Origin of the sequence: Liquorilactobacillus vini DSM 20605 (assembly GCF_000255495.1) — a bacterium.
Lineage (GTDB): Bacteria > Bacillota > Bacilli > Lactobacillales > Lactobacillaceae > Liquorilactobacillus > Liquorilactobacillus vini.
In genome coordinates this window covers 42,950-69,656 of record NZ_AHYZ01000062.1, presented here as the reverse complement: position 1 = coordinate 69,656, position 26,707 = coordinate 42,950, and the positions used below count along the sequence as shown (strand labels likewise).

Below are 26,707 nucleotides of genomic sequence, written 5' to 3'. Positions count from 1 at the left end.
TTAGCTCAGTTGGTAGAGCATCTGACTTTTAATCAGAGGGTCGACAGTTCGAGCCTGTCACGACTCATAAGTCAATTTTGCGGGTGTGGCGGAATTGGCAGACGCACTAGATTTAGGTTCTAGCGTTGAAAGACGTGGGGGTTCAAATCCCTTCACCCGCACCATATTTGCCGACTTAGCTCAGTTGGTAGAGCATCTGATTTGTAATCAGGGGGTCGGGCGTTCAAATCGTCTAGTCGGCACCATATTTATGCGGAAGTAGTTCAGTGGTAGAACATCACCTTGCCATGGTGGGGGTCGCGGGTTCGAATCCCGTCTTCCGCTTGTGCCAGTTTATTATTATGCCGGGGTGGCGGAACTGGCAGACGCACAGGACTTAAAATCCTGCGGTAAGTGATTACCGTACCGGTTCGATTCCGGTCCTCGGCATTTTTTTGCACCCATAGCGCAATTGGATAGAGTGTCTGACTACGAATCAGAAGGTTGTAGGTTCGACTCCTACTGGGTGCAGTATCGGAAAGTGGCTCAGTAATTCTCAAGGTTTTCGCTGTTTTTCGTCTATCATTTCATTATGTAGTGAATTCGGGAAGTAGCTCAGCTTGGTAGAGCACTACGTTCGGGACGTAGGGGTCGCAGGTTCGAATCCTGTTTTCCCGATTTATACTTCAAAAAAGTCCTTCGTTAATCACGAAGGATTTTTTTGTAGATTAAAATTTTTGCAATTATCTTTTTTTACCGTATAATAATAATCAATATCAATAGTCAATATTAGTCAAATTTAAAAGGATGATTGGATGCAAAGTCAGAATATTTCCGATATTATTGAAAAGTATTTAAAAAGTATTTTGGCGGAATCAGATGAAATTGAAATCAAACGTTCAGAGATGGCTCAATTATTTAATTGTGTACCTTCGCAGATAAATTACGTAATTAATACTAGGTTTAATGTTCAAAATGGTTATATTGTTCGTAGTAAGCGTGGTGGTGGCGGGTATATCCGAATTGAAAAAATAAATTTTGTTGATGATTACGATGTGTTTGATGAACTGATTTCAATTGTCGGGGAAAGTATAAGTTTTAAAGATGCTTTTCAAATGATCAAAAGCCTATTTCAAGCTGAGGTTTTAACTAGATCGGAAGCAAATTTAATTTTAGCTATTATTGACAAGAAAACTTTAAATTTGGCTGACTGTAAACTTGAGAATATGTTGAGAGCGCGTATAATGAAAAACATCCTAAATCGTTTGAAATATGATGATTAGAAAGTGGGGTTAGGTTTATGGAAAATTTATTTACTCCAAGTGCAAGACAAGTCTTATTTATTGCACAGAAACAAGCAAAAGATTTTCGTCACCAAGCAATTGGAACAGAACACTTGTTGCTAGCTTTGGCAATCGAAAAAAATGGGATTGCTGGTAAAGTGTTAAAGCAGTTTGTGATTACTGAAACCGATGTTCGCGAAGAAATAGAGCGTTTGACCGGCTATGGCGATCTAAAAAAGACAAAAGCTTATTTACCATATACTCCCCGGGCGAAAGAGATTCTATCACTTGCCAGTGAAGAGGCGCAGGGAATGAATGCTCCGAAAATTGGCACTGAGCATTTATTGTTAGCTTTGATCAAGGATAATGAACTGCTCTCAGTCAGGATCTTAGAAAGCTTAAATGTTGATATCAAACAGTTGCGGCAAACAATCTTTCATAAATTAGGCTTTAGTGAAACGCAATTGAAGAAAAATCTTAAAAATAAGGTCAAGTCCGCTGGAACACCAACTTTAAATTCTTTAGCTCGTGATTTGACTCGACTAGCAGCAGAAGAAAAAATTGATCCGGTTATCGGACGAAAAAAAGAAGTTAGACGCGTTATTCAGGTTTTAAGTCGACGTACAAAAAATAATCCAGTGTTACTGGGTGAACCTGGAGTTGGGAAAACGGCAATTGCTGAGGGTTTAGCTCAAGCAATCATTAATGGTGAGGTTCCTGAAAATCTAGCTGATAAACGTGTTATGGTTTTAGACATGGGCTCATTAGTTGCTGGAACTAAATATCGTGGCGAGTTCGAAGATCGAGTTAAAAAAATTATTGATGAAATTTATGATGATGGTCATGTGATTTTATTTATTGATGAGTTGCATACCTTAATTGGCGCTGGAGGTGCTGAAGGGGCAATTGATGCTTCAAATATCTTAAAACCCGCTTTAGCTCGCGGAGAAGTACAGGTTATTGGTGCAACAACGCTTGATGAATTTCAAAAATATATTGAATCTGATTCAGCTTTGGAACGACGCTTTGCAAAAATTATGATTGCTGAGCCTTCTGCTAGTGATACATTAAAAATTCTTCAGGGCTTGCGGCCACGTTATGAAGCGCATCACCAATTAAAGATTAAAGATAGTGCTTTACAAGCTGCGGTAACTTTAAGTGTTAGATATATTTCTGATCGCTTTTTACCTGATAAAGCGATCGATCTGATGGATGAAGCGTCTGCCCGAGTTCATATTAATCATTCGGGATCAGCTAAAAAATTGACTGCAAAAAAAGATGAACTTCACCAATTATCAATTGAAAAATTGTCTGCTTTAACAGAGGAACGTTTTGAAGATGCAGCTGCAATTCGCAAGAGGGAATTAAGTTTGCGTAAAAACATTGAACAACTAAGGGAAAAACAAGCTGCTGGTGATTATCAAGATGCCGTTGAAGCTGAAGATATTGCACAAGTTGTTTCTGAATGGACTGGGGTTCCAGTAACCCAAATGAATAAGAGTGAAACAACACGTTTGATTGAGTTAGAAAAGATTTTGCATCAAAGAGTTATTGGTCAACAACAAGCTGTCTCGGCTGTTTCACGTGCTATTCGGCGGGCTCGCAGTGGATTAAAAGATCCTAATAGGCCAATTGGTTCTTTTATGTTTTTAGGCCCGACAGGTGTTGGTAAAACGGAATTAGCTAAAGCTTTGGCAGAAGCGATGTTTGGTTCTGAAAATGCGATTATTCGAATCGATATGAGTGAGTATATGGAAAAGTACAGCACCAGTCGCTTAGTTGGTTCACCACCAGGATATGTTGGTTATGACGAAGGCGGGCAATTGACCGAAAAGGTTCGTCAACATCCATATTCAGTTGTTTTGTTTGATGAAATCGAAAAGGCTCATCCAGATGTTTTTAATATCTTGCTGCAAGTTTTAGATGATGGTTATCTAACTGATTCCAAGGGTCGGAAAGTTGATTTTCGAAATACGATCATTATTATGACATCAAACTTAGGCGCAACGGCTTTACGCGATGAAAAGCAGGTCGGCTTTAGCAGAAAAAATACTCAAAATGATTTTCAAGCTATGTCGACAAAAATTAAAGAAGTTCTAAAGCAAACTTTTCGTCCTGAATTCTTAAACCGCATCGATGAGACAATTATTTTCCATCAATTAGATAAAGATGAATTGCATCAAATTGTTAAATTGATGGCTAAAGAGGTTTTAGATCGTGTGCGGGAGCAAAATGTTAAAATTAAAATTACTCCAGCAGCAATTGATTTGGTAGCTGAAAAGGGATTCGATCCTGAATATGGCGCTCGGCCAATTCGACGGGCTTTACAAACTGAAGTTGAGGATAAACTAAGTGAAATGTTGATCACTGGACAGATTAAAGTTGGTAGTGTGGTTTCAGTCGGAGCTAGCAGAGGTAAGATTGTGATTAACGTTAAAGAGAGCAAGCAAGATCTGAAAAAGTCGGCAGTTAGTCAAAAATGAAGTTGAATTAATGATAATGGTTGACAATCAAAGAAAAAAATAGTAACCTAAGACAGTAAAATCTGTGAATTATCGGGTAGTTGTGATCTATTGTCCATAACTATCATCGAGAAAAGCAAAAATAGTGGATTGCTTAATTGCAAGAAGAACTGTTTTTGGTTTTTTTTGCCCTAAATTTGTTATTTTTTTAAAATGTAATCAAAATGTAATATTAAGGGGAATTCACAGAAATATTTTAAGAGGTGAACAACTTGGCAGGACATATTGTTAAATACGGGAAACATCGGACCCGCAGAAGTTATGCACGAATCAAGGAAGTTCTTGAACTGCCGAACTTGATCGAAATTCAGTCCAATTCCTATAATTGGTTTATGAATGAAGGTCTAAGGGAAGTCTTTGAAGATATCATGCCAATTGAAGACTTCGCCGGCAATTTATCATTAGAATTTGTCGACTATCAGTTATTGAAACCAAAATACAGTGTTGAGGAAGCTCGGCAACATGATGCTAATTACTCGGCACCGCTGCATGTTACTTTGAATTTAATTAACCATGAAACTGGTGAAATTAAGTCCCAAGATGTTTTCTTTGGGGACTTTCCTTTAATGACTGAACAAGGAACCTTTATTATCAACGGGGCTGAAAGGGTCATTGTTTCGCAATTAGTTCGTTCACCAGGAGTCTATTATAATGCCGAAATGGATAAAAGCGGACGTACGAATTATGGAACAACAGTAATTCCTAATCGTGGGGCTTGGCTTGAGTATGAAACAGATGCCAAAAACATTGCCTATGTTCGTATTGACCGGACACGCAAGATTCCACTGACAGAATTGATTAGAGCACTTGGCTTTAGTTCTGATGATGAAATTGTTAAATTGATGGGGCAAAGCGACAGTTTAATGCTGACTTTGGAAAAAGATGTTCATAAAAACGAGGAAGATTCACGTGTTGAGGAATCACTAAAGGATATCTATGAACGCTTACGCCCTGGTGAACCTAAAACAGCTGACAGTGCCCGCAGTTTATTGACTGCTCGTTTCTTTGATCCAAAACGTTACGATTTGGCACCAGTTGGTCGTTACAAAATCAATAAAAAACTTAATCTTAAGACTCGTTTACTGGATCTAACCATTGCCGAAACATTAGCTGATCCAGATACTGGGGAAATTATCGTTAAAAAGGGCACAGTCTTAGATAAGCAAGTTATGGATAAACTAGCTCCTTATTTAACACGAAAAGATTTTAAGACTTATACTTTCCAACCTTCAGATGAAGGTGTGGTTACTAATCCGATGATTATTCAAGTGATCAAGGTTTATTCACCAAATGATCCTGAAAAAGTAGTCAATGTGATTGGTAATGGCAATATTGATTTAAAATACAAACATATTTTGCCAGCTGATATTATTGCTTCAATGAACTATTTCTTTGATTTACAAGAGGGTATTGGAACAACTGATGATATTGATCACTTAGGCAATCGGCGGATTCGCTGCGTTGGTGAATTATTACAGAATCAATTTAGAATTGGTTTGTCAAGGATGGAACGGGTTGTTCGTGAAAGAATGTCAATCCAAGATACTGCAACCGTTACTCCGCAGCAGTTGATCAATATTCGTCCGGTTGTAGCTTCAATTAAAGAATTCTTTGGCAGTTCACAACTGTCACAGTTTATGGATCAAACTAATCCATTAGGCGAATTGACCCATAAGCGTCGTCTTTCGGCTTTAGGACCTGGTGGTTTAACACGTGATCGTGCAGGCTATGAAGTTCGTGATGTTCATTACACGCATTATGGTCGAATGTGTCCAATTGAAACACCCGAAGGCCCTAACATTGGTTTGATCAACAGTCTGTCAACCTATGCGCGAGTTAATAAATATGGCTTTATCGAAACTCCATATCGCCGTGTTTCTTGGACAACGCATAAAGTTACTGATAAAATTGATTACTTAACGGCCGATGAAGAAGATAATTATGTTATTGCTCAAGCAAACTCACCGCTGAATGATGATGGTTCATTTGTTAATGACGTTGTTATGGCACGGAGCAAGAGCAATAACATTGAAATATCAGTTGATAAAGTTGATTATATGGACGTTTCACCTAAACAAGTTGTCGCGGTCGCAACAGCATGTATTCCATTTTTGGAAAATGACGACTCTAACCGAGCCTTGATGGGTGCTAACATGCAGCGTCAGGCGGTGCCGTTAATTGATCCTCATGCACCATTGGTTGGAACTGGTATCGAATACAAAGCGGCTCATGATTCAGGGGTTGCCTTGATTAGTAAACATGATGGTACCGTTGAATATGTCGATGCGCGTGAAATTCGGGTTCGCCGAGATGACGGTACGCTCGATAAATATAAATTAATGAAATTCCGTCGATCAAATGGTGGTAAGAACTATAATCAGCGTCCACTAGTTAATGTCGGTGATCATGTTGATAATGATGAAATCTTGGCTGATGGTCCTTCAATGGAAGGCGGAGAACTAGCGTTAGGGCAAAATCCATTGATTGCCTTTATGACGTGGGATGGTTATAACTTTGAAGATGCGATTGCTATTAGTGAACGGTTAGTCAAAGATGATGTTTACACTTCGATTCATATTGAAGAACATGAATCTGAAGCTCGTGATACTAAACTGGGTCCTGAGGAAATGACGCGTGAGATTCCTAATGTCGGCGAAGATGCTTTGAAAGACCTTGATGAATTTGGAATTGTCAGAATTGGGGCTGAAGTGCATGATGGTGACATTTTGGTTGGTAAAGTCACTCCAAAGGGTGTTACGGAGTTATCAGCTGAAGAGCGTTTGTTGCATGCAATTTTTGGTGAAAAAGCTCGTGAAGTTCGTGACACATCATTACGAGTTCCTCATGGCGGCGGCGGTATTGTTCAAGATGTCAAAATATTTACGCGTGAAGCCGGCGATGAGCTTGCTCCGGGAGTTAATATGATGGTCCGTGTTTATATTGCTCAAAAACGCAAGATTCAAGTTGGTGATAAAATGGCTGGTCGACATGGAAATAAAGGGACAGTTTCGATTGTGATTCCAGAAGAAGATATGCCATTTATGCCAGATGGTACGCCAATTGATATTATGTTAAGTCCAATGGGTGTTCCTTCACGTATGAACATTGGACAAGTTCTGGATCTACATTTAGGAATGGCTGCTCGCAAATTGGGAATCCATGTAGCTTCTCCGGTTTTTGATGGTGCCCGTGATAGTGATATTTGGGCAGCTTTGAAAGAAGCAGGAGTAGATAGTGATGGTAAGACCGTACTTTATGATGGTCGAACTGGTGACCCGTTTGATAATCGGATTGCAGTTGGTGTTATGTATTACATGAAATTAGCTCATATGGTTGATGATAAGATTCATGCTCGTTCAATTGGACCATATTCATTAGTTACACAGCAGCCTTTAGGTGGTATAGCCCAATTTGGTGGCCAGCGTTTCGGTGAAATGGAAGTTTGGGCGCTTGAAGCTTATGGTGCTGCCTATACTTTACAGGAAATTTTGACTTATAAATCAGATGATGTTGTTGGACGGGTCAAGACATATGAAGCAATCGTCAAGGGCGAGCCAATTCCAAAACCAGGTGTTCCAGAATCATTCCGCGTTTTAGTTAAGGAATTACAATCGCTTGGCTTAGATATGAAGGTTCTTGATTCTGATAAGCATGAAATCGAACTGCGCGATATGGATGACGATGAAGACGATGTAATGAATGTTGATGCGTTAAGCAAACTAGCTAAAGAACAAGCTGCCAAGAAGGAACAAGCTCAAGCTGATGATTCCTCCAAAAGCAGTGAGAATGATCCAGAAACAAAGACAGAAAATTAGATTTGAGCATAACAAAAAAGGAGGTCGGTCTTTTTGATCGATGTCAATAAATTTGACAGCATGCAGATTGGTTTAGCTTCTTCCGATAAAATACGCAGCTGGTCTTATGGGGAAGTAAAGAAACCTGAAACCATCAATTACCGTACTTTGAAACCTGAAAAAGACGGTTTGTTTGACGAAAGAATTTTTGGCCCAACTAAAGATTGGGAATGTGCTTGCGGTAAGTACAAACGAATCCGCTATAAAGGAATTGTTTGTGATCGTTGTGGTGTTGAAGTTACTAGCTCAAAAGTTCGCCGTGAGCGGATGGGACATATTGAATTAGCTGCACCTGTAACTCATATTTGGTATTTTAAAGGAATTCCGAGTCGGATGGGCTTAGTTTTGGATATGAGTCCCCGGGCACTGGAAGAAATTATTTATTTTGCATCATATGTGGTAACCGAGCCAGGGAATACACCACTTGAAAAAAAGCAGCTTTTAACTGAACGTGAATACCGTGAAAAACGTGAAAAGTACGGTCAGGAATTTAAGGCCGGGATGGGTGCCGAAGCTGTTCGAACATTATTGAGAGATGTTAATCTCGAAAAAGAATGCACTGAACTGAAAGAAGAATTAAAAGAAGCAACTGGACAAAAGCGAACACGGGCAGTTCGTCGTTTGGATATTTTGGAAGCTTTCTTAAAATCTGGAAACAAACCTGAATGGATGGTAATGGATGCAGTTCCAGTGATTCCACCAGATTTGCGGCCAATGGTTCAACTAGAAGGTGGCCGTTTTGCCACTTCCGATTTGAACGATTTATATCGGCGGGTAATTAACCGAAATAATCGATTGAAACGTTTACTAGATCTGCATGCACCTGGAATCATTGTTCAAAACGAAAAACGGATGCTACAAGAAGCGGTAGATGCGTTGATTGATAATGGTCGTCGCGGACGTCCAGTAACTGGACCAGGGAATCGTCCATTAAAATCATTGTCACATATGTTAAAAGGTAAGCAGGGCCGTTTTCGCCAAAACTTGTTGGGCAAACGTGTTGATTACTCCGGACGTTCAGTTATTGATGTTGGACCAAAACTTAAGATGAACGAAATGGGTATCCCACATGAAATGGCTTTGGAATTGTTCAAACCATTTATGATGAAAGAGCTTGTTAAACGTGGAATGGCATCAAATATTAAGAATGCCAAGCGAAAACTTGAACGACGTGATGAAGATATTTGGGATGTTCTTGAGGAAGTTATTAAAGAACATCCGGTATTATTAAACCGGGCACCTACTTTGCATCGCTTGGGAATCCAAGCTTTTGAACCAAGGTTGGTTGATGGAAAATCAATGAGATTGCATCCTTTGGCTTGTGAAGCTTATAATGCTGATTTTGATGGTGACCAGATGGCGATTCATGTACCACTTTCTGATGAAGCTCAAGCTGAAGCCCGCTTGTTAATGTTGGCTGCCCATCATATTTTGGCTCCAAAGGATGGTAAACCAATCGTTACTCCTTCACAGGATATGGTTATTGGCAACTATTATATGACTGTTGAAGAAGCTGATCGTGAAGGCGAAGGCATGATTTTTAAAGATGTTAATGAGATTCGGACGGCTTATCAAAATAATTATGTCCATTTGCATACAAGAATTGGTTTACAAACTTCATCATTAGCAGCTAGTGGAAAACCATTCACAGATTGGCAAAAACAACGGGTAATGGTTACGACGGTTGGTAAGGCATTCTTTAATGAAATCTTACCGAAAGATTTTCCTTATTTAAATGAACCAACCGAAGAAAATTTAACCGTTCAAACTCCAGATAAATATTTTTTGGAATTAGGAACTGATATTCGCCAATTTTTGGCAAGTCAACCATTAGTTGGGCCATTTAAAGCAGGCTTTCTGAGTGATATTATTGCTCAAGTCTACAAGAAATTTAAAGTGACTGAAACCTCGAAGTTTTTGGATCGAATTAAAGATTTAGGTTACTATGAATCAACTCGTTCTGGCTTAACAGTTGGAATGGCTGATGTAACGGATCTGAAAGAAAAACCAGCAATTATTGAGCAAGCGCATAAAGAAGTTGCAACAGTTGCTAAACAATTTCGGCGTGGTTTAATTACTGAAGATGAGCGGTATAATCGTGTAATTGCTATTTGGAATAATGCTAAAGACCAGATTCAAGATAAATTAGTTCAAAACATGGATCCAAAGAACCCGATTCAAATGATGTCTGATTCTGGAGCTCGTGGCAATATTTCGAACTTTACCCAGCTAGCTGGAATGCGTGGGTTGATGGCTGCTCCTAATGGTAAAACGATGGAATTGCCGATTGTTTCTAACTTCCGTGAGGGACTATCAGTGATGGAAATGTTTATTTCTACTCACGGTGCGCGTAAGGGTATGACAGATACTGCCCTGAAGACTGCTGATTCAGGTTATTTAACTCGACGTTTGGTTGATGTGGCTCAGGATGTTATCATTCGTGAAAAAGATTGCGGAACAGATCGTGGTTTAGATGTGACTGCCATCAAAGAAGGCAATGAAATGATTGAGCCACTTTATGATCGAATTTTGGGCCGTTACGCAATGAAAACTGTTAAAGATCCAAAAACTGGTGAAGTGATCGTGCCAGCAAATAAAATGATTGATGAGGACAAAGCTCAAGCAGTTATTGATGCCGGAGTTAAAAAAGTTACAATTCGATCAGCCTTTACTTGCAATACACGTCACGGTGTTTGTGAGAAATGCTACGGTCGCAATATGGCAACCGGCGATCAAGTTGAAGTTGGTGAAGCAGTTGGGACTGTTGCTGCCCAATCAATTGGTGAGCCTGGTACACAGTTGACCATGCGGACCTTCCATACTGGTGGGGTTGCCGGTGATGATATTACACAAGGGTTGCCTCGTGTGCAGGAAATTTTTGAAGCTCGTAATCCTAAAGGTTTGGCTAAGATTTCTGAAGTTACTGGTGTAATTGATTCAGTTGAAGAAAACCCAGCTGAGCGCACAAAGACTGTAACTGTCAAAGGCGAAACTGATACAAGAAAGTATAGTTTGCCATTTACAGCTGTCTTGAAAGTAGCTGAAGGTGATCAGGTTCATCGTGGTGATCCATTGACAGTTGGTTCAATTGACCCTAAAGAATTAATCAAAGTTCGTGATGTTCTATCAACTGAAAATTATATCTTGCGTGAAGTCCAAAAAGTTTACCGGATGCAAGGTGTTGAAATTGCTGATAAGCATATTGAAGTTATGGCTCGACAAATGTTACGTAAAATCCGAGTTATGGATCCAGGAGATACGGACTTATTGCCTGGTACTTTAATGGATATCAATGATTTTAAAGATCGTAACCGTGATACTATAATTAAAGGTGCGATTCCAGCCACAGCTCGTCCGGTTTTATTAGGAATTACTAAAGCTTCACTGGAAACTAATAGCTTCTTATCAGCTGCTTCCTTCCAAGAAACAACCCGCGTTCTGACAGATGCGGCAATTCGTGGAAAGAATGATCCATTGATTGGTTTGAAAGAAAATGTTATTATTGGTAAATTGATTCCAGCTGGGACTGGAATGCCACTCTATCGCCAAATTAAGCCCAAAGAGATCGGCGGAGTTTCCCAAAATGTTTACTCAATTTCTGATATCGAACAGCAAATGAAAAATGCAGAATCAGCTAAAACTGATCCAGCATCTAAATAAATAATAAAATAATTTTTAAACTCGGCTATTTTAACTAGCCGAGTTTTTTTTTAAAGAATCAAAACAATCTGCAGGCTTAATACAAGTAGCGGTAAAAAAGGAATTTTATTCTTATGAAAATACCAACAATAAATTATTCCTCCTAATGAGGCAAGCAGAAGTAAAAATAATATTTTATCGAAACCGATGCAATAATAAATAGTAATTAAGAAAATTAGATCAGCGCTGCCAAGCCAGTGATTAAGAACGAAGAAGCTAAGAATGATAAAAAGAAAACAAGTAAGATCAAAGCTTTGAAAATGAAATTTATTGACGACTAGTGAAACTAACAAAAAACATAAATTTCCTGTCCAAAGGATGAATGCTGAGACCATCATTGTATGCCAATCTTCGAGCGCCAACCAACTGCTCCAACAAACAAGCAAGCAAATCAAAATAAGTTTTAGTGAATTATGATAGTTAGAACTGAGCAAGAAAAAATCTATTCCAAAAAAAAATTCACAAAATGTACTGTTAAAAGCAATCCGTTGTTGACAATAACGACATTTGCCACGCAAAATAATAATGCTGAGCAGCGGGATCAATTCAAACCAACTTAATTGATGCTGACAATGGTCACAGAAAGATCGCTTAATTTTTAAAGAAAGCTGTTGTTGCATTCGCCAATGTGAACACCAGAAAAAGGATCCCCAGCAGCAACCTAAGACAAAGCATAAACAAGTTATAATCATATTTTCCGCCTCCAACGGATAAATACGCAAAATAAAGAAACAATTTAGGTTGACAAACTTTTATATATCGTGGTAACCTAGTCAAGGTGCTTTATGTGAACAGTTCTTCCGTACTGTGCGGAACATGCTGACTGTGGAACGTTAGCATTCATAGTACGTTTGGGCTTTTATTTTTTGTAAAAAATGAACCGCCTGGATGTGTGTACTTAAATTAGAAAAAATATTAGGAGGAGAAGCATTAGATGCCAACAATTAATCAGTTGATTCGTAAGGGGCGCAAGTCAAAGACTTCTAAGTCAAATTCGCCTGCTTTAAACTTCGGTTACAACAGTTATAACAAAATTCAGACTAATAATCCTGCACCACAAAAACGTGGAGTAGCTACTCGTGTCGGAACTATGACCCCAAAGAAGCCTAATTCAGCTTTACGGAAGTATGCTCGTGTTCGATTGTCAAACCTGATCGAAGTTACTGCTTATATTCCGGGAATTGGACATAATTTACAGGAACATAGTGTCGTTTTGATTCGTGGTGGTCGTGTTAAAGACCTTCCTGGTGTTCGTTATCATATTGTTCGTGGTGCTTTGGATACAGCCGGTGTTACTGATCGTAAACAAGGTCGTTCGAAGTATGGTACTAAGAAACCAAAGAAGTAATCGAGTTAAAAAGGAATATTAGGAGGTTATTTAAATGCCAAGAAAAGGTGCAGTTTCAAAACGTGAAGTGCTCCCAGATCCAATTTACAAATCTAAATTGGTTACGCGCTTGATCAACCATTTAATGATCGATGGCAAACGTGGAACAGCTTCAAAAATTTTGTATCAAGCTTTTGATTTAATTAAAGAACAAACTGGTAATGAACCATTGGATGTTTTTGAAGAAGCCATGAAAAATGTTATGCCAGTGCTTGAAGTTCGTGCTCGGCGTGTTGGTGGATCTAACTATCAAGTCCCAATTGAAGTTCGTCCTGACAGAAGAACAACATTAGGCTTGCGTTGGATTGTAAACTATTCTCGTCTTCGCGGCGAACATACAATGCCAGAAAGATTAGCAAAAGAAATTATCGATGCAGCGAATAATACTGGTGCTTCAGTTAAAAAACGTGAAGATACACATAAAATGGCAGATGCAAACCGAGCATTTGCACATTATCGTTGGTAATTTTTAGTAAATGGCTATTATATGGTTTGGGTAAATCCTTATAGTAGTCATTTTTTTAAGAAACTACAATTGGTTTTTTGAAATTGGTCATAATTCTGAAAGGAGAGAAATTCTCAAAAATGGCTAATAAACGTGAATTTCCGCTTGAAAAAACACGTAACATTGGGATTGTTGCTCATATTGATGCAGGTAAAACGACAACAACCGAACGCATCCTGTACTATACTGGTAAAATTCACAAAATTGGAGAAACTCATGATGGTGATTCTCAAATGGACTGGATGGCTCAGGAAAAAGAACGGGGCATTACAATTACATCTGCCGCAACAACCGCTCAATGGCACGATCATCGAATTAACATCATTGATACTCCAGGACACGTTGATTTTACGGTTGAAGTAGAACGTTCGCTGCGTGTACTTGATGGAGCAGTTGTTGTTTTAGATGCACAATCTGGGGTTGAACCTCAAACTGAAAATGTTTGGCGCCAGGCAACAACATATTCTGTTCCAAGAATTGTTTTTGTTAATAAAATGGATAAGATCGGCGCGGACTTTGATTATTCAGTTAATACAATTCATGATCGTTTACAGGCTAATGCGGTGGCAGTTCAGATGCCGATTGGTGCTGAGGACAATTTTGAAGGGGTAATTGATTTAGTTGAAATGAAAGCCGATGTTTATGATGAAGATAAACTTGGCTCAAAATGGGACACAATCGATGTTCCTGACGAATATAAAGCGGAAGCTCAGAAACGTCGTGAAAAAATGATTGAAGAAATTGCCGACGTTGATGATGATATTATGGAAAAATATCTTGGCGGTGAAGAAATTTCTGTTGAAGAATTGAAAGCTGCTATTCGTAAAGCAACCTTGAATTTGGAGTTATATCCAGTTTTTGCTGGATCAGCTTTCAAAAACAAGGGTGTCCAGATGATGTTGGATGGGGTGAATGACTATTTGCCTTCCCCATTAGATGTTAAGCCTTATAAAGCAACTGATCCCGATACTAACGAAGAAGTTGAATTGACGGCTGGTGATGATAAGCCATTTGCTGGTTTAGCTTTTAAAATTGCAACTGATCCATTTGTTGGGCGGCTGACTTTCTTTAGAGTTTATTCAGGAACACTTGAATCCGGCTCTTATGTTTTGAATGCTACAAAAGATAAACGTGAACGTGTTGGTCGTTTACTGCAAATGCATTCGAATCATCGGAAGGAAATTCCAGAAGTATTTTCAGGCGATATTGCTGCCGCGATTGGTTTAAAGGCAACTACAACTGGTGATTCTTTAACGGATGTTGATCATCCGCTGATTCTTGAGTCAATGGATTTCCCAGATCCAGTTATTCAAGTATCAATTGAGCCCAAAACTAAAGCTGATCAAGATAAAATGGATGTGGCTTTACAAAAACTGGCTGAAGAAGATCCAACCTTTAAGGCTGAAACTAATCCTGAAACTGGTGAAACTTTAATTGCCGGCATGGGTGAGTTGCATTTGGATATTATTGTTGATCGGATGCGGCGTGAATTCAAAGTTGATGCTAGAGTTGGTGAGCCGCAAGTTGCTTATCGTGAAACCTTTACCAAACAAGTTTCAGTTCAAGGTAAGTTTGTTCATCAGTCTGGTGGTAAAGGTCAATATGGTGATGTTTGGATTGAGTTTACACCAAATGATGAAGGCAAGGGCTTTGAATTCGAAGATGCAATTGTCGGTGGTGTTGTTCCGCGTGAATATATTCCAGCGGTTGAGGCTGGTTTAAAAGAAGCAATGAAAAATGGTGTCTTGGCTGGCTATCCGCTGATTGATGTGAAGGCTAAGCTCTATGATGGTAGTTATCACGAAGTCGATTCAAGTGAAGCAGCATTCAAGATTGCAGCTTCATTAGCTTTGAGAAACGCTGCTAAAGTGGCTGGTGCTGTAATCCTTGAACCAATCATGCGGGTGGAAATCGTAACACCTGAGGATTATTTGGGTGATGTTATGGGACATGTAACTGCTCGTCGTGGTCGTGTTGAAGGAATGGAAAACCGGGGAAATGCTCAAATGGTAAAAGCATTTGTTCCACTTGCTGAAATGTTTGGCTATGCTACAACTTTACGCTCTGCAACTCAAGGTCGTGGTACATTTACTATGACGATGGATCATTATGAACCAGTGCCAAAATCAATTCAAGAAGAAATTATTAAGAAAAATGGCGGGAATGCTAGTTAAAAATAAAAAGGAAACTCAAATTGAGTTTCCTTTTTTTAAATAATTTTTGCAGCTAAACAATTTTTGAAGTGCCGTAAAGCCCATTGGTGTCCTTGTGGATCAAAACTAGCAACAGCTGCTTGCGGAATCACGATCTTAAAATTTTTATTATAAGCATCAATAGCGGTGTGCAAAACACAAATGTCAGTACAAACACCAGCTAGCCAAAGCTCATCGATTTTACGACTGCGTAGGTAATTTTCTAAATTAGTATTAACAAAAGCTGAATAGCGATTCTTATCAAAAAAATAAACATGGGAATTTTCTTGATTTTTTTGATACCAGTTGTTAACTTTTCCAAATAATTTTCTTCCCCAAGTATTTTTGAGGTTATGAGGTGGAAAAAGATTGGTTTCTGGATGATAAGGATCATTTTTTTGATGCAGATCGGTTGGAAAGATAACCCATTGATTCTTCTCTAAAAACGAATTAGCTAATGAAAGAATTGCTTTCTCAATTGCTTGACCAGGTTGTCCACAAGTTAATGCTCCTGAATCAGCTACAAAGTCGTTTGTGTAATCAATTATCAATAATGCTTTTGTCAAAATAGCACCTCCCAAAATAGATCTTAATCTAAAAGATACACTTTTTGTGAAAAAAAACAAGAATTAATAAATTTATTCTTGATTTGAATAAAAAAAACAGTTATTATAGTAAGGTACTTGTCATGGGATGAGTGCGCACATTTATTGATTGTGTGAGCTTTGATGTGAAAGGTTGCGACACACCCGGAAGCATTGCCATGGGGTGCGGCGGTAATTTTCGCGGAGCTAGTCTTATTTTTAAAATGGACGAAGGAGGGAATAAAATGGCAAAACAAAAAATTCGGATTCGTTTAAAGGCATATGAGCATCGGATCCTCGATCAGTCAGCCGATAAAATCGTTGAGACTGCTAAGAGGACAGGAGCTGCAATTTCAGGTCCAATTCCGTTGCCAACAGAACGAACATTGTACACGGTAATTCGTGCTCCACATAAATATAAGGATTCACGTGAACAATTCGAAATGCAAACACATAAACGCTTGATTGATATTGTTAATCCGACACCCAAAACAGTTGATTCTTTGATGAAACTGGATTTACCAAGTGGTGTTGATATTGAAATCAAACTGTAATTAGCTAAAAAACAGAATTTAAATTTGGAGGTGTAGACATGACCAAAAAAGGAATCTTAGGAAAAAAAGTGGGTATGACACAAGTCTTTGCTGAAAATGGCGAATTGATCCCAGTTACTGTGGTTGAAGTTGGAACTAATGTTGTTTTGCAAGTCAAGACTGTTGAAAATGACGGCTACGAAGCTGTTCAATTAGGTTTTGATGATTTACGCGAAGTCTTGGCTAACAAACCTGCTAAGGGTCATGCAGCAAAAGCAAAAACTGCTCCTAAGCGCTTCATTCGTGAAATCAGAGATGTTGAGCTGGGAGACTATAAGGTAGGAGACGAAGTAAAGGCTGACATCTTTGTAGCTGGGGATGTAGTTGACGTTACCGGCACATCGAAAGGCCATGGCTTCCAAGGTAATATTAAACGCTGGGGACAATCACGTGGACCGATGGCTCATGGCTCTCGGTACCATCGTCGTCCAGGTTCGATGGGTGTTATTATTAACCGTGTTTTCAAAGGCAAAGTCTTACCAGGTAGAATGGGTAACAAACGAGTAACAATTAAAAACTTGCAAATTGTTAAAGCTGACACTGATAATAATGTTTTGTTAATCCGAGGAAATGTTCCTGGTGCAAACAAATCATTAGTAACGATCACAGGCACAGTAAAAGAAAAATAACTAGGAAAGGAGGAAGTTTAAATGCCGACAGTTGCATTATATAAGCAAGATGGTAGCAAAAATGGTGAAGTTTCATTAAGCAAAGAAATTTTTGGAATCAAACCAAATGAAAGTGTTGTGTTTGATGCTGTACTCATGCAGCGTGCATCTTTACGTCAAGGAACGCATGCGGTAAAAAATCGAAGTGCAGTTTCTGGTGGTGGTAAAAAGCCATGGCGTCAAAAAGGAACCGGCCGTGCTCGTCAGGGATCAATTCGTTCACCACAATGGGTTGGTGGCGGAACAGTCTTTGGACCAACACCGCGTTCATACAGTTACAAACTTCCAAGAAAAGTTCGTCGTTTAGCAATCAAGTCTGTTTTGTCACAAAAAGTTGCTGATCAAGACTTGATGGTTGTTGATAAATTAACTTTTGAAGCACCAAAGACCAAAGATTTTGCTAAAGTTTTGGCAAGCTTGGATGTTCAATCGAAAGTATTAGTAGTTCTTGAAGATGGCAACGACTTAGCTGCTTTATCAGCTCGTAATTTGGCAAACGTTACGGTCATTAATGCTAAGAATGTTAATGTTTTAGATGTTCTTAATAATGATAAGTTGGTCATGACTCAAGAAGCTCTTTCTCAAGTAGAGGAGGTTCTTGCATAATGGAATCGCAAAAAATAATTTTAAAACCAGTTATTACTGAAGCATCAACAGCTGAGATGGATAACAAACGTTATGTTTTTGATGTGGCAACTCAAGCTACGAAACCACAAATTAAAGCTGCCATTGAAGAATTGTTTGATGTTAAGGTAGTAAAACTGAATGTTATTAATGTTAAAGGAAAGAAAAAACGGGTTGGACGTTATGTTGGCTATACTAATAAACGTCGCAAAGCAATTGCAACTTTAAGTTCCGATTCAAAAGCAATCAAATTTTTTGAAGAATAATTAACATAGGAGGGAATTCACGTGGGGATCAAGAAGTTTAAACCGACCTCAAACGGCCGTCGCAATATGACTGGTTCCGATTTTTCAGAAATCACTAAAACAGTTCCTGAAAAATCCCTATTAGTTTCACAGAGCAAGACAGCTGGCCGTAATAGTTATGGTCGTATTACGGTTCGTCATCGTGGTGGCGGGCATAAACGTCAGTATCGTTTGATTGATTTCAAGCGGCTTAAGGATGATGTCCCAGCAACAGTCAAGGCAATTGAGTATGATCCAAATCGCTCAGCCAACATTGCTTTGCTGGTTTACGCTGATGGTACGAAGTCATATATCATTGCACCAAAGGACTTAAAAGTAGGTCAGTTAGTTCAATCAGGTGATGATGCAGATATTAAAGTTGGGAATTCTAAAAAGCTTTCGGAAATTCCAGTTGGAACAATTGTTCACAATATTGAATTGAAACCTGGAAAAGGTGGTCAATTAGTTCGAGCTGCTGGTGCCTCGGCACAAGTTTTGGGTAAAGAAAACAAATATGTTTTGGTTCGCCTTAATTCTGGTGAAGTTCGGATGATTTTAGCTGACTGCCGAGCAACGATTGGAGCAGTTGGTAATGAACAGCACGAATTAATCAATAGCGGGAAAGCAGGCCGAACACGTTGGGCTGGTCGTCGTCCTAAAGTTCGTGGATCTGTTATGAACCCTAACGATCATCCACATGGTGGTGGTGAAGGGAAAGCTCCTGTTGGTCGTCCAAGCCCAATGTCACCATGGGGTAAAAAGACTGCCGGTTACAAGACACGTTCGAAGAAGGCAAAATCCAACAAATTTATTGTGCGTAAGCGGAATGCTTAAACTTAAATTAGTTGCTTAAAATCATTTAAGTCCGAAGGGAGGATTCACATTGAGTCGTAGTTTGAAAAAAGGACCATTTGCAGATGCACATTTAATGAAAAAAATTGAAGCACAAGCAGATAAAGAAAAAAAATCAGTTATCAAGACTTGGTCGCGTCGTTCAACAATTTTTCCAAGTTTTATTGGCTATACAATCGCAGTCTATGATGGACGCAAGCATGTTCCGGTATATATTCAAGAAGATATGGTTGGTCATAAATTAGGAGAATTCGTACCAACACGAACATTCCATGGCCACGGAACAGATGATAAGAAAACAGCTGTTAAGTAAGGGAGGGTTATAAATGGCTGAACAAGTTACATCAGCAAAAGCAACTGCCAAAACAGTTCGAATCCCTGCTCGCAAAGCACGACTGGTGATTGATCTGATTCGTGGTAAAAGTGTTGCCGAAGCTTTAGGTATTTTAAAATTTACTCCAAGAGCGGGAGCTACTATTATTGAAAAAGTTCTAAAATCTGCAATTGCAAATGCAGAAAATAATTTTGATCTTGATGCAGAAGACCTTGTAGTCAGTGAAGCATTTGTCAACGAAGGACCAACCTTGAAACGTTTTCGTCCAAGAGCTAAGGGTTCAGCTTCTCCGATCAACAAACGAACAAGTCATATTACAGTCGTTGTATCAAGCAAATAAGGAGGGATAATGCGTGGGTCAAAAAGTAAATCCAACTGGATTGCGTGTCGGAATTATTCGCGATTGGGATGCCAAGTGGTATGCTGAAAAAGATTTTGCGGATAATTTGCATGAAGATTTGCATATTCGGAAATACATTCAGACAAAATTAGCGGATGCTTCAGTTTCAACTGTTGAAATTGAACGAGCTGCTAAAAGAGTAAATATTTCAGTTCATACAGCTAAACCTGGCATGGTTATTGGCAAAGGTGGAGCTGAAGTAGAAAAACTTCGTAATGAATTAAACAAATTAACTGGCAAACGTGTTCACATCAATATAGTTGAAATTAAAAAGCCGGATCTTGATGCTAAATTAGTTGGTGAAGCAATTGCTGAACAGCTGGAAAATCGTGTTGCATTTCGTCGGGCAATGAAACAAGGAATTCAACGGACGATGAGAGCAGGAGCCAAAGGTATCAAAGTTCAGGTCGCTGGACGTTTAAATGGAGCAGATATGTCTCGTGTTGAGCATTTTTCTGAAGGAACTGTTCCACTGCATACATTACGTGCAGATGTTGATTACGCCTGGACAGAAGCAGCAACAACTTATGGTAGATTAGGTGTTAAAGTTTGGATCTATCGTGGAGAGGTGCTGCCCGAAAAAAAGGCAAACCGCGAAGGAGGGAAATAATCTATGTTAGTACCAAAGCGGACAAAGCATCGTCGTGAATTTCGCGGTAAGATGCGTGGTGAAGCTAAGGGCGGTAAGACTATAGCGTTTGGAGAATATGGTCTACAAGCACTTGATTCACATTGGATTACCAACCGTCAGATTGAAGCTGCCAGAATTGCCATGACGCGTTACATGAAGCGTGGTGGAAGAGTTTGGATCAAAATTTTCCCTCATAAATCATATACATCAAAAGCAATTGGTGTTCGAATGGGTTCAGGGAAAGGTGCTCCTGAAGGTTGGGTAGCTCCAGTAAAACGTGGTAAGATTTTGTTTGAAATTGGCGATGTTTCTGAAGAAGTTGCACGTGAAGCGTTTAGACTGGCTTCTTACAAACTACCAATCAGAACTAAGTTTGTAAAACGTGAGGAAGTAGGTGGCGAATCGAATGAAAACTAAAGAAATTAAAGAATTAACCACTGCTGAAATGCTCGAAAAAGAAAAAGAATTTAAGAAAGAGCTTTTTAATCTGCGTTTTCAACTCGCAACCGGTCAGTTGCAGAATACTGCTAGATTAAAAGAAGTTCGTAAGTCGATTGCTCGTATTAAGACTGTTTTACGACAAAAAGAACTTAATAAATAGAATACGAAAAGGGGGCAAATAAAGCATGGCTGAAACTCGCAATCAACGTAAGGTTTATCAAGGTCGGGTCGTTTCTGACAAAATGGATAAAACAATTACTGTTGTCGTTGAAACATATAAGAATCATAAAGTATACGGCAAACGTGTTAAGTATTCAAAAAAATTTAAAGCTCATGATGAGAATAATGAAGCAAAAGTTGGCGACATTGTGCGGATTATGGAAACACGTCCATTGTCAGCGACCAAGCGTTTTCGTTTAGTTGATATCGTTGAGAAAGCAGTTATTATTTAATGCTTAAATTAATTAGCGATCTACTTAATTCGTATTCTGATTTGTTTGCGAAAGGAGGACACATCTAGTGATCCAACAGGAAAGTCGTTTAAAAGTTGCCGACAACTCTGGGGCTCGTGAAATTTTGGTAATTAAGATTTTAGGGGGTTCAAGAGTTAAAACAGCAAGTGTCGGTGATATTATTGTTGCTACGGTAAAACAAGCAACACCAGGTGGCGTTGTCAAAAAAGGCGATGTTGTTAAGGCTGTAGTTGTCCGGACGAAGTTTGGTAGCCATCGTGTTGATGGTTCTTACATTAAGTTTGATGAAAATGCTGCGGTTATTATTAATGACGACAAGTCGCCAAAGGGAACTCGTATTTTCGGACCGGTGGCACGTGAATTACGTGATGGAAACTTTATGAAGATTGTTTCCTTAGCACCTGAAGTATTGTAATTTAAGCCAATTGCTCAAGGAGGTGCGAAGATGTTCGTAAAAAAGAATGATAAAGTAAAAGTGATTGCTGGTAAAGATAAGGGCAAAGAAGGCGTTGTTGAAAAAGTTTTACTGAAAGAGCAACGAGTAATTGTTAAGGGTGTTAATGTAATTAAGAAACATCAAAAGCCAAGCAATGCTAATCCAAATGGTGGAATTGTTGAGGTTGAAGCACCAATTCATGTATCAAATGTTGCTGTGCTTGATCCTTCAAACGGTCAACCAACTCGTGTTGGCCATAAGATTGTCGACGGTAAAAAGGTCCGTTTTTCTAAAAAAACTGGTGAAGTTTTAGATAAGTAAATCGAGAAGGGAGGATAAAGTCTTCATGACAAATCGTTTAAAAGAAAAGTATGATAAAGAGATCGTTCCTGCTTTAATGGAAAAATTTAATTATACTTCAATTATGCAAGTGCCAAAGGTTGAAAAAATTGTTATCAACATGGGTGTTGGTGATGCTGTTTCGAATTCCAAGAATTTGGATGAAGCTGTTGAAGAGTTAACGTTGATCTCTGGTCAAAAACCAATTATTACGAAAGCAAAGAAATCAATTGCTGGTTTTCGTTTGCGTGAAGGGATGCCAATCGGCACGAAGGTAACTTTACGGGCTAGTCGGATGTATGATTTTCTTGACAAATTAGTTTCGGTTTCACTGCCGCGTGTTCGTGATTTTCATGGTGTTAGCAAACGGGCTTTTGATGGTCGTGGAAATTATACATTGGGAATTCGTGAACAATTAATTTTCCCTGAAATTGATTTTGATGATGTTAACAAAGTTCGTGGGATGGATATTGTTTTGGTAACCACCGCTCAAACTGATGAAGAAGCACGTGAATTATTGACAAAACTAGGAATGCCATTTGCTAAATAAAAGGGGGTTTTACATTGGCTAAAAAATCACAAATTGCTAAGAACAAACGTCCGGCAAAGTTCTCATCACAGGAATATACACGTTGTGCGCGTTGTGGGCGTCCTCATTCAGTTTATCGCAAATTTAAACTATGCCGTGTTTGCCTGCGTGAACTGGCACATAAAGGTCAGATTCCTGGCATGAAAAAGGCTAGCTGGTAAATTATATTTTTGAAAAAAGGAGGGTAAATCAATGGCCATGACAGATCCGATTGCAGATTTTTTAACACGAATTCGGAATGCTAGTTTAGCTAAGCATGAATCAGTAGAAATTCCGGCATCAAAAATCAAGCATGATATTGCAGAGATCTTAAAAAATGAAGGATTCGTTCGCGATGTTGAATACATCGACGATAATAAGCAGGGCATGATCCGTATTTTCTTAAAGTATGGTAAAAACAACGAGCGGGTAATTTCTGGAATTAAACGTATCTCTAAACCTGGTTTAAGATCATATGTTAAGTCAGATGCTGTTCCTAAAGTGTTAAACGGTTTAGGAATCGCAATTCTTTCGACTTCTGAAGGAGTTATTACGGACAAACAAGCAAGAGCAAAGAAAATTGGTGGAGAAGTTCTTGCTTATGTTTGGTAAAATTAAACAGCAGGGAGGTGTAACTTGTGAGTCGAATTGGTTATAAAGAAGTTGTATTGCCAGCAGGCGTTGAAGTAAAAAAAGATGGCGATAAAATTACTGTCAAAGGGCCAAAAGGTGAATTGACACGTGAATTTTCTGACAAGATTTCTTTTGAAATTAAAGATAATGTTGTCAAGTTTGATCGTTCAGCTGATGATAATAAAACAAAGGCATTACATGGAACAAGTCGAGCTAACTTTCATAATATGGTAGTCGGTGTTACAGAAGGATTCAAGAAAGAACTTGAACTTAGAGGTGTTGGTTACCGTGCTCAGATGAAAGGTAAGACCTTGGTTTTGAACGTTGGCTATTCCCATCCAGTTGAATTTGAATCAACGGATGAAATTAAACTTGAAGCACCTTCAGCAACTTCAGTCGTTGTTTCAGGTATTTCAAAAGAAAAGGTTGGCGACCTTGCTGCACGGATTCGCTTGACTCGTGCTCCTGAACCGTACAAAGGCAAAGGTATTCGCTACGTTGGTGAATATGTACGTCGCAAGGAAGGTAAGACTGGTAAATAATTATTAACTATTAAGAGGTGAAAATTTTGATTACAAAACCAGACAAAAATAAAACACGACAAAAACGTCATATTCGTGTTCGTGGAAAAGTCTCTGGTACAGCTAAGTGCCCACGCTTAAATGTTTATCGTTCAAACAAAAACATCTACGCTCAAGTAATTGATGACGTAGCGGGTGTGACGCTTGTTAGTGCCTCTACATTAGACGAGGAAGTTAATGGTAAAACCAAAACAGAGCAGGCTGCTTCAGTTGGTGTATTAGTTGCTAAGCGCGCTGTCGAAAAGGGCATCAAGGAAGTTGTTTTCGATCGTGGCGGTTATTTATATCATGGCCGGGTTGAAGCATTAGCTGATGCTGCTCGCGAAAATGGATTAGACTTTTAATCAAGGGAGGGAAATAGTTTATGGCTTTTATTGATCCAGCAAAATTAGATTTGGAAGATCGTGTGGTTGCTATTAATCGGATCACAAAAGTTGTTAAAGGTGGACGTCGTTTGCGTTTTGCTGCCTTGGTAATTGTTGGTGATCACAACGGTCATGTCGGATTTGGAACTGGAAAAGCACAAGAAGTTCCAGATGCAATTCGCAAAGCAGTTGATGCAGCTCGTAAAAATTTGATCGAGGTTCCAATGGTTGGCGAAACATTACCACACGAAGTTCTAGGTGAACATAGTGGCAGCCGGATTTTATTAAAACCCGCGATTGCTGGTTCAGGTGTTGCTGCAGGTGGGGCCGTCAGAGCCGTTATGGAATTGGCTGGAATTGCTGATGTAACCAGTAAATCACTCGGTTCAAACGCTCCAGTTAATGTTGTTAGAGCAACGATGAGTGGATTAGCAAAGATGAAGAGTACTGCTGAAGTAGCTGCTTTACGTGGTGTTTCAACTCAACACTTAGCTGAATAGGGAGGACGTTAGAAAATGGCAGATTTAAAAGTTACATTAACTCATAGCGTCATTGGCCGTCCACAAAAACAACGTGAGGTAGTTAAAGCTCTAGGCCTTGGACGTATTAATAGTTCAGTTGTTTTGCCTGATAACGCGGCAACTCGTGGCGCAATTGCAAAGATTAACCACTTGGTTGCAGTTGAATTAGCTAACTAAGAAAATTCTGAATATTAAAGGAGGTGCCTTTTTGGTGAAATTGCATGAATTAAAAGCAAGTGAGGGTTCTCGTCAAGTTCGTAATCGTGTTGGCCGTGGAACTTCATCCGGTAATGGTAAGACTGCTGGCCGTGGTCAAAAGGGTCAAAAAGCACGTGGCAAAGTTCGTTTGGGCTTTGAAGGTGGCCAAATGCCATTGTTCCGACGGATGCCAAAACGTGGCTTTAAAAATATTAATCGTAAAGAATATGCGGTTGTAAATTTAAAGACACTTGATACTTTTGAAGATGGTACAGAAATTACGCCAACTTTATTAGTTGAAAAGAAAATTGTTAAAAATGAAAAAGATGGCGTTAAAATTCTTGGCAATGGTCAATTAACTAAAAAGTTAACTGTCAAAGCAAATAAATTTTCTGTAGCTGCAAAAGAAGCAATTGAAGCTGTTGGCGGTCAAGCTGAGGTGATTTAATGCTTAAAACGATGAAGAACGCTCTAGCTGTCAAAGATATTCGTAATAAGATTCTGTTTACTCTAGGCGTCTTGATTGTATTTCGTTTAGGCACATATATCACGGTCCCTGGGATCAACGCTAAAGCTTTAAATAGCGTTGCATCTTCAGGGTTAGTTAGTATCTTAAACACTTTCAGCGGTGGTGGTTTGACTAACTATTCGATTTTAGCAATGGGAGTTTCACCATACATTACCGCGCAGATTGTTGTTCAATTATTGCAAATGGATATTGTTCCACGATTTGTAGAATGGAGCAAACAAGGCGAAGTGGGTCGTCGAAAATTAAATCAGACGGCAAGATATTTGACGATCGTGTTGGCGTTTGTACAATCAATTAGTATTACTGCCGGTTTTAATGCTTTGAGCAGTTTAAGCTTAGTGACAGACCCAAGCATTAAAACTTATGTCAGCATCGGTGTCATTCTAACTGGTGGTTCAATGTTTACTACTTGGCTGGGTGATATGATAACCGATCGAGGATTTGGTAATGGTATTTCCGTGATCATTATGGCTGGTATTCTTGCCAGAATGCCAAGTGCGGTCCATCAAGTTTATGTTGAGCAGTTTGTTGATTCAACGCCAAGTGATTATTGGCAAGGAGCCCTTTATGTTTTGGCATTAGTCCTTGCAGTCTTAATAATTGTTTCATTTGTGACTTTTGTTGAACAGGCAAATTATAAAATCCCAATTCAATATACTCGGCGCTTAGCTGGAGCAACTGATAATTCTTATTTACCACTGAAAATTAACGTTGCTGGTGTTATTCCTGTTATTTTTGCAAGTTCGTTTATTGCTACTCCGCAAACGATTTTAATGGTCTTTACACAAAATCATTCTGAGGATACTTGGTATCAGGTATTAACGAATTTGTTTAATATGCAAAAGCCTGCTGGAATGGTGCTATATACGATTTTAATCGTTTTGTTTACTTTCTTCTATGCTTTTGTTCAAGTTAATCCTGAAAAGTTAGCTAAAAACCTTCAGAAGCAAGGCAGTTATATTCCAAGCGTTTGGCCTGGGAAAGAGACTGAAAGTTATGTTTCAAGATTATTAATGCGTTTAAGTTCGGTGGGTTCGTTGTTTCTTGGTTTAGTTTCATTGATTCCATTAATTGCTTCAAGTATTTGGGGACTGGATGAATCAATTGGTTTAGGTGGTACCAGTTTGTTAATTGTAGTTGGTGTTTCACTTGAATCAATTCGGCAATTAAAAGGTATGATGATGAAGCGGGAGTATGTCGGATTCATTCGTAAATAATAGTTAATGGGTTGG

31 protein-coding genes and 6 tRNA genes are annotated in these 26,707 nt (G+C 39.0%); 35 read left to right on the top strand and 2 right to left on the bottom strand.

Annotation, left to right across the window (positions count from 1 at the left end):
* The first annotated feature begins 79 nt into the window (after window positions 1-79).
* From ON15_RS04275 to rpoC, 10 genes are all read left to right on the top strand, one after another.
* Window positions 80-164: transfer RNA gene (locus ON15_RS04275), tRNA-Leu, on the top strand.
* 5 nt (window positions 165-169) lie between these two features.
* Window positions 170-245, top strand: a tRNA-Thr gene (locus tag ON15_RS04270).
* Window positions 246-252: 7 nt separating this feature from the next.
* Window positions 253-324 (top strand) — tRNA-Gly (locus tag ON15_RS04265).
* A 19-nt stretch (window positions 325-343) separates the two neighbouring features.
* A tRNA-Leu gene (locus ON15_RS04260) sits at window positions 344-429 on the top strand.
* 7 nt (window positions 430-436) lie between these two features.
* Window positions 437-510 (top strand) — tRNA-Arg (locus tag ON15_RS04255).
* 73 nt (window positions 511-583) lie between these two features.
* A tRNA-Pro gene (locus tag ON15_RS04250) sits at window positions 584-657 on the top strand.
* Window positions 658-794: 137 nt separating this feature from the next.
* A complete protein-coding gene (locus tag ON15_RS04245; protein WP_010580245.1) occupies window positions 795-1,262 on the top strand; it encodes a CtsR family transcriptional regulator in 468 nt (155 codons plus the stop codon).
* Between the two features lie 17 nt (window positions 1,263-1,279).
* Complete coding sequence (locus ON15_RS04240) at window positions 1,280-3,745, top strand: ATP-dependent Clp protease ATP-binding subunit (RefSeq protein ID WP_010580244.1); 2,466 nt, start codon at window positions 1,280-1,282, stop codon at window positions 3,743-3,745.
* 242 nt (window positions 3,746-3,987) lie between these two features.
* Window positions 3,988-7,599, top strand: coding sequence for a DNA-directed RNA polymerase subunit beta (gene rpoB / locus ON15_RS04235; protein ID WP_141567387.1), 3,612 nt, complete (start codon window positions 3,988-3,990; stop codon window positions 7,597-7,599).
* A 33-nt stretch (window positions 7,600-7,632) separates the two neighbouring features.
* A complete protein-coding gene (gene rpoC / locus ON15_RS04230; RefSeq protein ID WP_010580242.1) occupies window positions 7,633-11,298 on the top strand; it encodes a DNA-directed RNA polymerase subunit beta' in 3,666 nt (1,221 codons plus the stop codon).
* A 50-nt stretch (window positions 11,299-11,348) separates the two neighbouring features.
* Here the strand turns inward: rpoC and ON15_RS12280 are convergent, their stop codons facing one another.
* Window positions 11,349-12,029 carry a prepilin peptidase gene (locus ON15_RS12280; protein WP_026049478.1) on the bottom strand — a complete coding sequence of 227 codons (681 nt, stop codon included), beginning with the start codon at window positions 12,027-12,029 and terminating at the stop codon, window positions 11,349-11,351.
* A 242-nt stretch (window positions 12,030-12,271) separates the two neighbouring features.
* Between ON15_RS12280 and rpsL the strand changes: the two genes are divergently transcribed.
* The 3 genes from rpsL (at window position 12,272) to fusA (ending at window position 15,403) form a co-directional block, all read left to right on the top strand.
* Complete coding sequence (rpsL, locus tag ON15_RS04220) at window positions 12,272-12,685, top strand: 30S ribosomal protein S12 (RefSeq protein WP_010580240.1); 414 nt, start codon at window positions 12,272-12,274, stop codon at window positions 12,683-12,685.
* Between the two features lie 34 nt (window positions 12,686-12,719).
* A complete protein-coding gene (rpsG, locus tag ON15_RS04215; protein WP_010580239.1) occupies window positions 12,720-13,190 on the top strand; it encodes a 30S ribosomal protein S7 in 471 nt (156 codons plus the stop codon).
* Between the two features lie 119 nt (window positions 13,191-13,309).
* Window positions 13,310-15,403 (top strand): elongation factor G, encoded by a 2,094-nt coding sequence (fusA, locus tag ON15_RS04210; RefSeq protein WP_010580238.1) that lies wholly within the window; start codon window positions 13,310-13,312, stop codon window positions 15,401-15,403.
* A 35-nt stretch (window positions 15,404-15,438) separates the two neighbouring features.
* Here fusA and ON15_RS04205 read toward each other — a convergent pair whose 3' ends face one another.
* On the bottom strand, window positions 15,439-15,987 hold the full coding sequence (locus tag ON15_RS04205; protein ID WP_010580237.1) for a cysteine hydrolase family protein: 549 nt from the start codon (window positions 15,985-15,987) through the stop codon (window positions 15,439-15,441).
* A 263-nt stretch (window positions 15,988-16,250) separates the two neighbouring features.
* On the opposite strand from ON15_RS04205, the gene rpsJ reads away from it, so the two are divergent.
* The 22 genes from rpsJ to secY all read left to right on the top strand — a co-directional run bounded on the left by rpsJ (window position 16,251) and on the right by secY (window position 26,692).
* On the top strand, window positions 16,251-16,559 hold the full coding sequence (rpsJ, locus tag ON15_RS04200; protein ID WP_010580236.1) for a 30S ribosomal protein S10: 309 nt from the start codon (window positions 16,251-16,253) through the stop codon (window positions 16,557-16,559).
* Between the two features lie 38 nt (window positions 16,560-16,597).
* Entirely contained in the window at window positions 16,598-17,227 is a 630-nt protein-coding gene (gene rplC, locus ON15_RS04195; RefSeq protein WP_010580235.1) for a 50S ribosomal protein L3, read from the top strand.
* Window positions 17,228-17,248: 21 nt separating this feature from the next.
* Window positions 17,249-17,872: a 50S ribosomal protein L4 gene (rplD, locus tag ON15_RS04190; RefSeq protein ID WP_010580234.1), complete on the top strand. Its 624-nt coding sequence runs from the start codon at window positions 17,249-17,251 to the stop codon at window positions 17,870-17,872.
* On the top strand, window positions 17,872-18,156 hold the full coding sequence (gene rplW / locus ON15_RS04185) for a 50S ribosomal protein L23 (protein WP_010580233.1): 285 nt from the start codon (window positions 17,872-17,874) through the stop codon (window positions 18,154-18,156). Before rplD ends, rplW begins: the two co-directional genes overlap by 1 nt.
* Before the next feature lie 21 nt (window positions 18,157-18,177).
* Window positions 18,178-19,008: a 50S ribosomal protein L2 gene (rplB, locus tag ON15_RS04180; protein WP_010580232.1), complete on the top strand. Its 831-nt coding sequence runs from the start codon at window positions 18,178-18,180 to the stop codon at window positions 19,006-19,008.
* Between the two features lie 49 nt (window positions 19,009-19,057).
* The gene (rpsS, locus tag ON15_RS04175; protein WP_010580231.1) at window positions 19,058-19,339 is read left to right on the top strand and encodes a 30S ribosomal protein S19; all 282 of its coding nucleotides are present in this window, start codon (window positions 19,058-19,060) and stop codon (window positions 19,337-19,339) included.
* 13 nt (window positions 19,340-19,352) lie between these two features.
* A complete protein-coding gene (gene rplV, locus ON15_RS04170; protein WP_010580230.1) occupies window positions 19,353-19,700 on the top strand; it encodes a 50S ribosomal protein L22 in 348 nt (115 codons plus the stop codon).
* A gap of 13 nt (window positions 19,701-19,713) precedes the next feature.
* A complete protein-coding gene (gene rpsC, locus ON15_RS04165) occupies window positions 19,714-20,370 on the top strand; it encodes a 30S ribosomal protein S3 (RefSeq protein ID WP_010580229.1) in 657 nt (218 codons plus the stop codon).
* A 3-nt stretch (window positions 20,371-20,373) separates the two neighbouring features.
* Window positions 20,374-20,808: a 50S ribosomal protein L16 gene (rplP, locus tag ON15_RS04160; RefSeq protein ID WP_010580228.1), complete on the top strand. Its 435-nt coding sequence runs from the start codon at window positions 20,374-20,376 to the stop codon at window positions 20,806-20,808.
* Window positions 20,798-20,992, top strand: a complete 195-nt coding sequence (rpmC, locus tag ON15_RS04155; RefSeq protein ID WP_010580227.1) for a 50S ribosomal protein L29 — start codon at window positions 20,798-20,800, stop codon at window positions 20,990-20,992. The genes rplP and rpmC overlap by 11 nt, the downstream gene beginning before the upstream one ends.
* A gap of 25 nt (window positions 20,993-21,017) precedes the next feature.
* Complete coding sequence (gene rpsQ, locus ON15_RS04150; RefSeq protein WP_010580226.1) at window positions 21,018-21,284, top strand: 30S ribosomal protein S17; 267 nt, start codon at window positions 21,018-21,020, stop codon at window positions 21,282-21,284.
* Window positions 21,285-21,351: 67 nt separating this feature from the next.
* On the top strand, window positions 21,352-21,720 hold the full coding sequence (rplN, locus tag ON15_RS04145; RefSeq protein WP_010580225.1) for a 50S ribosomal protein L14: 369 nt from the start codon (window positions 21,352-21,354) through the stop codon (window positions 21,718-21,720).
* A 30-nt stretch (window positions 21,721-21,750) separates the two neighbouring features.
* Window positions 21,751-22,062, top strand: coding sequence for a 50S ribosomal protein L24 (gene rplX / locus ON15_RS04140; RefSeq protein ID WP_010580224.1), 312 nt, complete (start codon window positions 21,751-21,753; stop codon window positions 22,060-22,062).
* Between the two features lie 25 nt (window positions 22,063-22,087).
* Entirely contained in the window at window positions 22,088-22,630 is a 543-nt protein-coding gene (rplE, locus tag ON15_RS04135; RefSeq protein ID WP_010580223.1) for a 50S ribosomal protein L5, read from the top strand.
* A 14-nt stretch (window positions 22,631-22,644) separates the two neighbouring features.
* Complete coding sequence (locus ON15_RS04130; protein WP_010580222.1) at window positions 22,645-22,830, top strand: type Z 30S ribosomal protein S14; 186 nt, start codon at window positions 22,645-22,647, stop codon at window positions 22,828-22,830.
* A 31-nt stretch (window positions 22,831-22,861) separates the two neighbouring features.
* Entirely contained in the window at window positions 22,862-23,260 is a 399-nt protein-coding gene (gene rpsH, locus ON15_RS04125) for a 30S ribosomal protein S8 (RefSeq protein ID WP_010580221.1), read from the top strand.
* Between the two features lie 26 nt (window positions 23,261-23,286).
* Entirely contained in the window at window positions 23,287-23,823 is a 537-nt protein-coding gene (gene rplF / locus ON15_RS04120; RefSeq protein WP_010580220.1) for a 50S ribosomal protein L6, read from the top strand.
* Between the two features lie 26 nt (window positions 23,824-23,849).
* Window positions 23,850-24,206: a 50S ribosomal protein L18 gene (gene rplR, locus ON15_RS04115; protein WP_010580219.1), complete on the top strand. Its 357-nt coding sequence runs from the start codon at window positions 23,850-23,852 to the stop codon at window positions 24,204-24,206.
* A 20-nt stretch (window positions 24,207-24,226) separates the two neighbouring features.
* Window positions 24,227-24,727, top strand: coding sequence for a 30S ribosomal protein S5 (gene rpsE, locus ON15_RS04110; protein WP_010580218.1), 501 nt, complete (start codon window positions 24,227-24,229; stop codon window positions 24,725-24,727).
* Between the two features lie 15 nt (window positions 24,728-24,742).
* Window positions 24,743-24,925 (top strand): 50S ribosomal protein L30, encoded by a 183-nt coding sequence (rpmD, locus tag ON15_RS04105; protein ID WP_010580217.1) that lies wholly within the window; start codon window positions 24,743-24,745, stop codon window positions 24,923-24,925.
* Window positions 24,926-24,959: 34 nt separating this feature from the next.
* On the top strand, window positions 24,960-25,394 hold the full coding sequence (gene rplO / locus ON15_RS04100; protein ID WP_010580216.1) for a 50S ribosomal protein L15: 435 nt from the start codon (window positions 24,960-24,962) through the stop codon (window positions 25,392-25,394).
* The gene (gene secY / locus ON15_RS04095; protein ID WP_010580215.1) at window positions 25,394-26,692 is read left to right on the top strand and encodes a preprotein translocase subunit SecY; all 1,299 of its coding nucleotides are present in this window, start codon (window positions 25,394-25,396) and stop codon (window positions 26,690-26,692) included. The genes rplO and secY overlap by 1 nt, the downstream gene beginning before the upstream one ends.
* Window positions 26,693-26,707: the final 15 nt, after the last annotated feature.

Excerpts from the sequence above, each read along its gene's own strand:
- ON15_RS04245 (WP_010580245.1), top strand. The coding sequence starts at position 795 with ATGCAAAGTCAGAATATTTCCGATATTATTGAAAAGTATTTAAAAAGT.
- ON15_RS04240 (WP_010580244.1), top strand. The coding sequence starts at position 1,280 with ATGGAAAATTTATTTACTCCAAGTGCAAGACAAGTCTTATTTATTGCA.
- ON15_RS12280 (WP_026049478.1), bottom strand. The coding sequence starts at position 12,029 with ATGATTATAACTTGTTTATGCTTTGTCTTAGGTTGCTGCTGGGGATCC.
- rpsL (WP_010580240.1), top strand. The coding sequence starts at position 12,272 with ATGCCAACAATTAATCAGTTGATTCGTAAGGGGCGCAAGTCAAAGACT.
- rpsG (WP_010580239.1), top strand. The coding sequence starts at position 12,720 with ATGCCAAGAAAAGGTGCAGTTTCAAAACGTGAAGTGCTCCCAGATCCA.
- fusA (WP_010580238.1), top strand. The coding sequence starts at position 13,310 with ATGGCTAATAAACGTGAATTTCCGCTTGAAAAAACACGTAACATTGGG.
- rpsJ (WP_010580236.1), top strand. The coding sequence starts at position 16,251 with ATGGCAAAACAAAAAATTCGGATTCGTTTAAAGGCATATGAGCATCGG.
- rplC (WP_010580235.1), top strand. The coding sequence starts at position 16,598 with ATGACCAAAAAAGGAATCTTAGGAAAAAAAGTGGGTATGACACAAGTC.
- rplD (WP_010580234.1), top strand. The coding sequence starts at position 17,249 with ATGCCGACAGTTGCATTATATAAGCAAGATGGTAGCAAAAATGGTGAA.
- rplW (WP_010580233.1), top strand. The coding sequence starts at position 17,872 with ATGGAATCGCAAAAAATAATTTTAAAACCAGTTATTACTGAAGCATCA.
- rplV (WP_010580230.1), top strand. The coding sequence starts at position 19,353 with ATGGCTGAACAAGTTACATCAGCAAAAGCAACTGCCAAAACAGTTCGA.
- rplP (WP_010580228.1), top strand. The coding sequence starts at position 20,374 with ATGTTAGTACCAAAGCGGACAAAGCATCGTCGTGAATTTCGCGGTAAG.
- rpmC (WP_010580227.1), top strand. The coding sequence starts at position 20,798 with ATGAAAACTAAAGAAATTAAAGAATTAACCACTGCTGAAATGCTCGAA.
- rpsQ (WP_010580226.1), top strand. The coding sequence starts at position 21,018 with ATGGCTGAAACTCGCAATCAACGTAAGGTTTATCAAGGTCGGGTCGTT.
- rplX (WP_010580224.1), top strand. The coding sequence starts at position 21,751 with ATGTTCGTAAAAAAGAATGATAAAGTAAAAGTGATTGCTGGTAAAGAT.
- rplE (WP_010580223.1), top strand. The coding sequence starts at position 22,088 with ATGACAAATCGTTTAAAAGAAAAGTATGATAAAGAGATCGTTCCTGCT.
- rpsH (WP_010580221.1), top strand. The coding sequence starts at position 22,862 with ATGGCCATGACAGATCCGATTGCAGATTTTTTAACACGAATTCGGAAT.
- rpsE (WP_010580218.1), top strand. The coding sequence starts at position 24,227 with ATGGCTTTTATTGATCCAGCAAAATTAGATTTGGAAGATCGTGTGGTT.
- rpmD (WP_010580217.1), top strand. The coding sequence starts at position 24,743 with ATGGCAGATTTAAAAGTTACATTAACTCATAGCGTCATTGGCCGTCCA.
- secY (WP_010580215.1), top strand. The coding sequence starts at position 25,394 with ATGCTTAAAACGATGAAGAACGCTCTAGCTGTCAAAGATATTCGTAAT.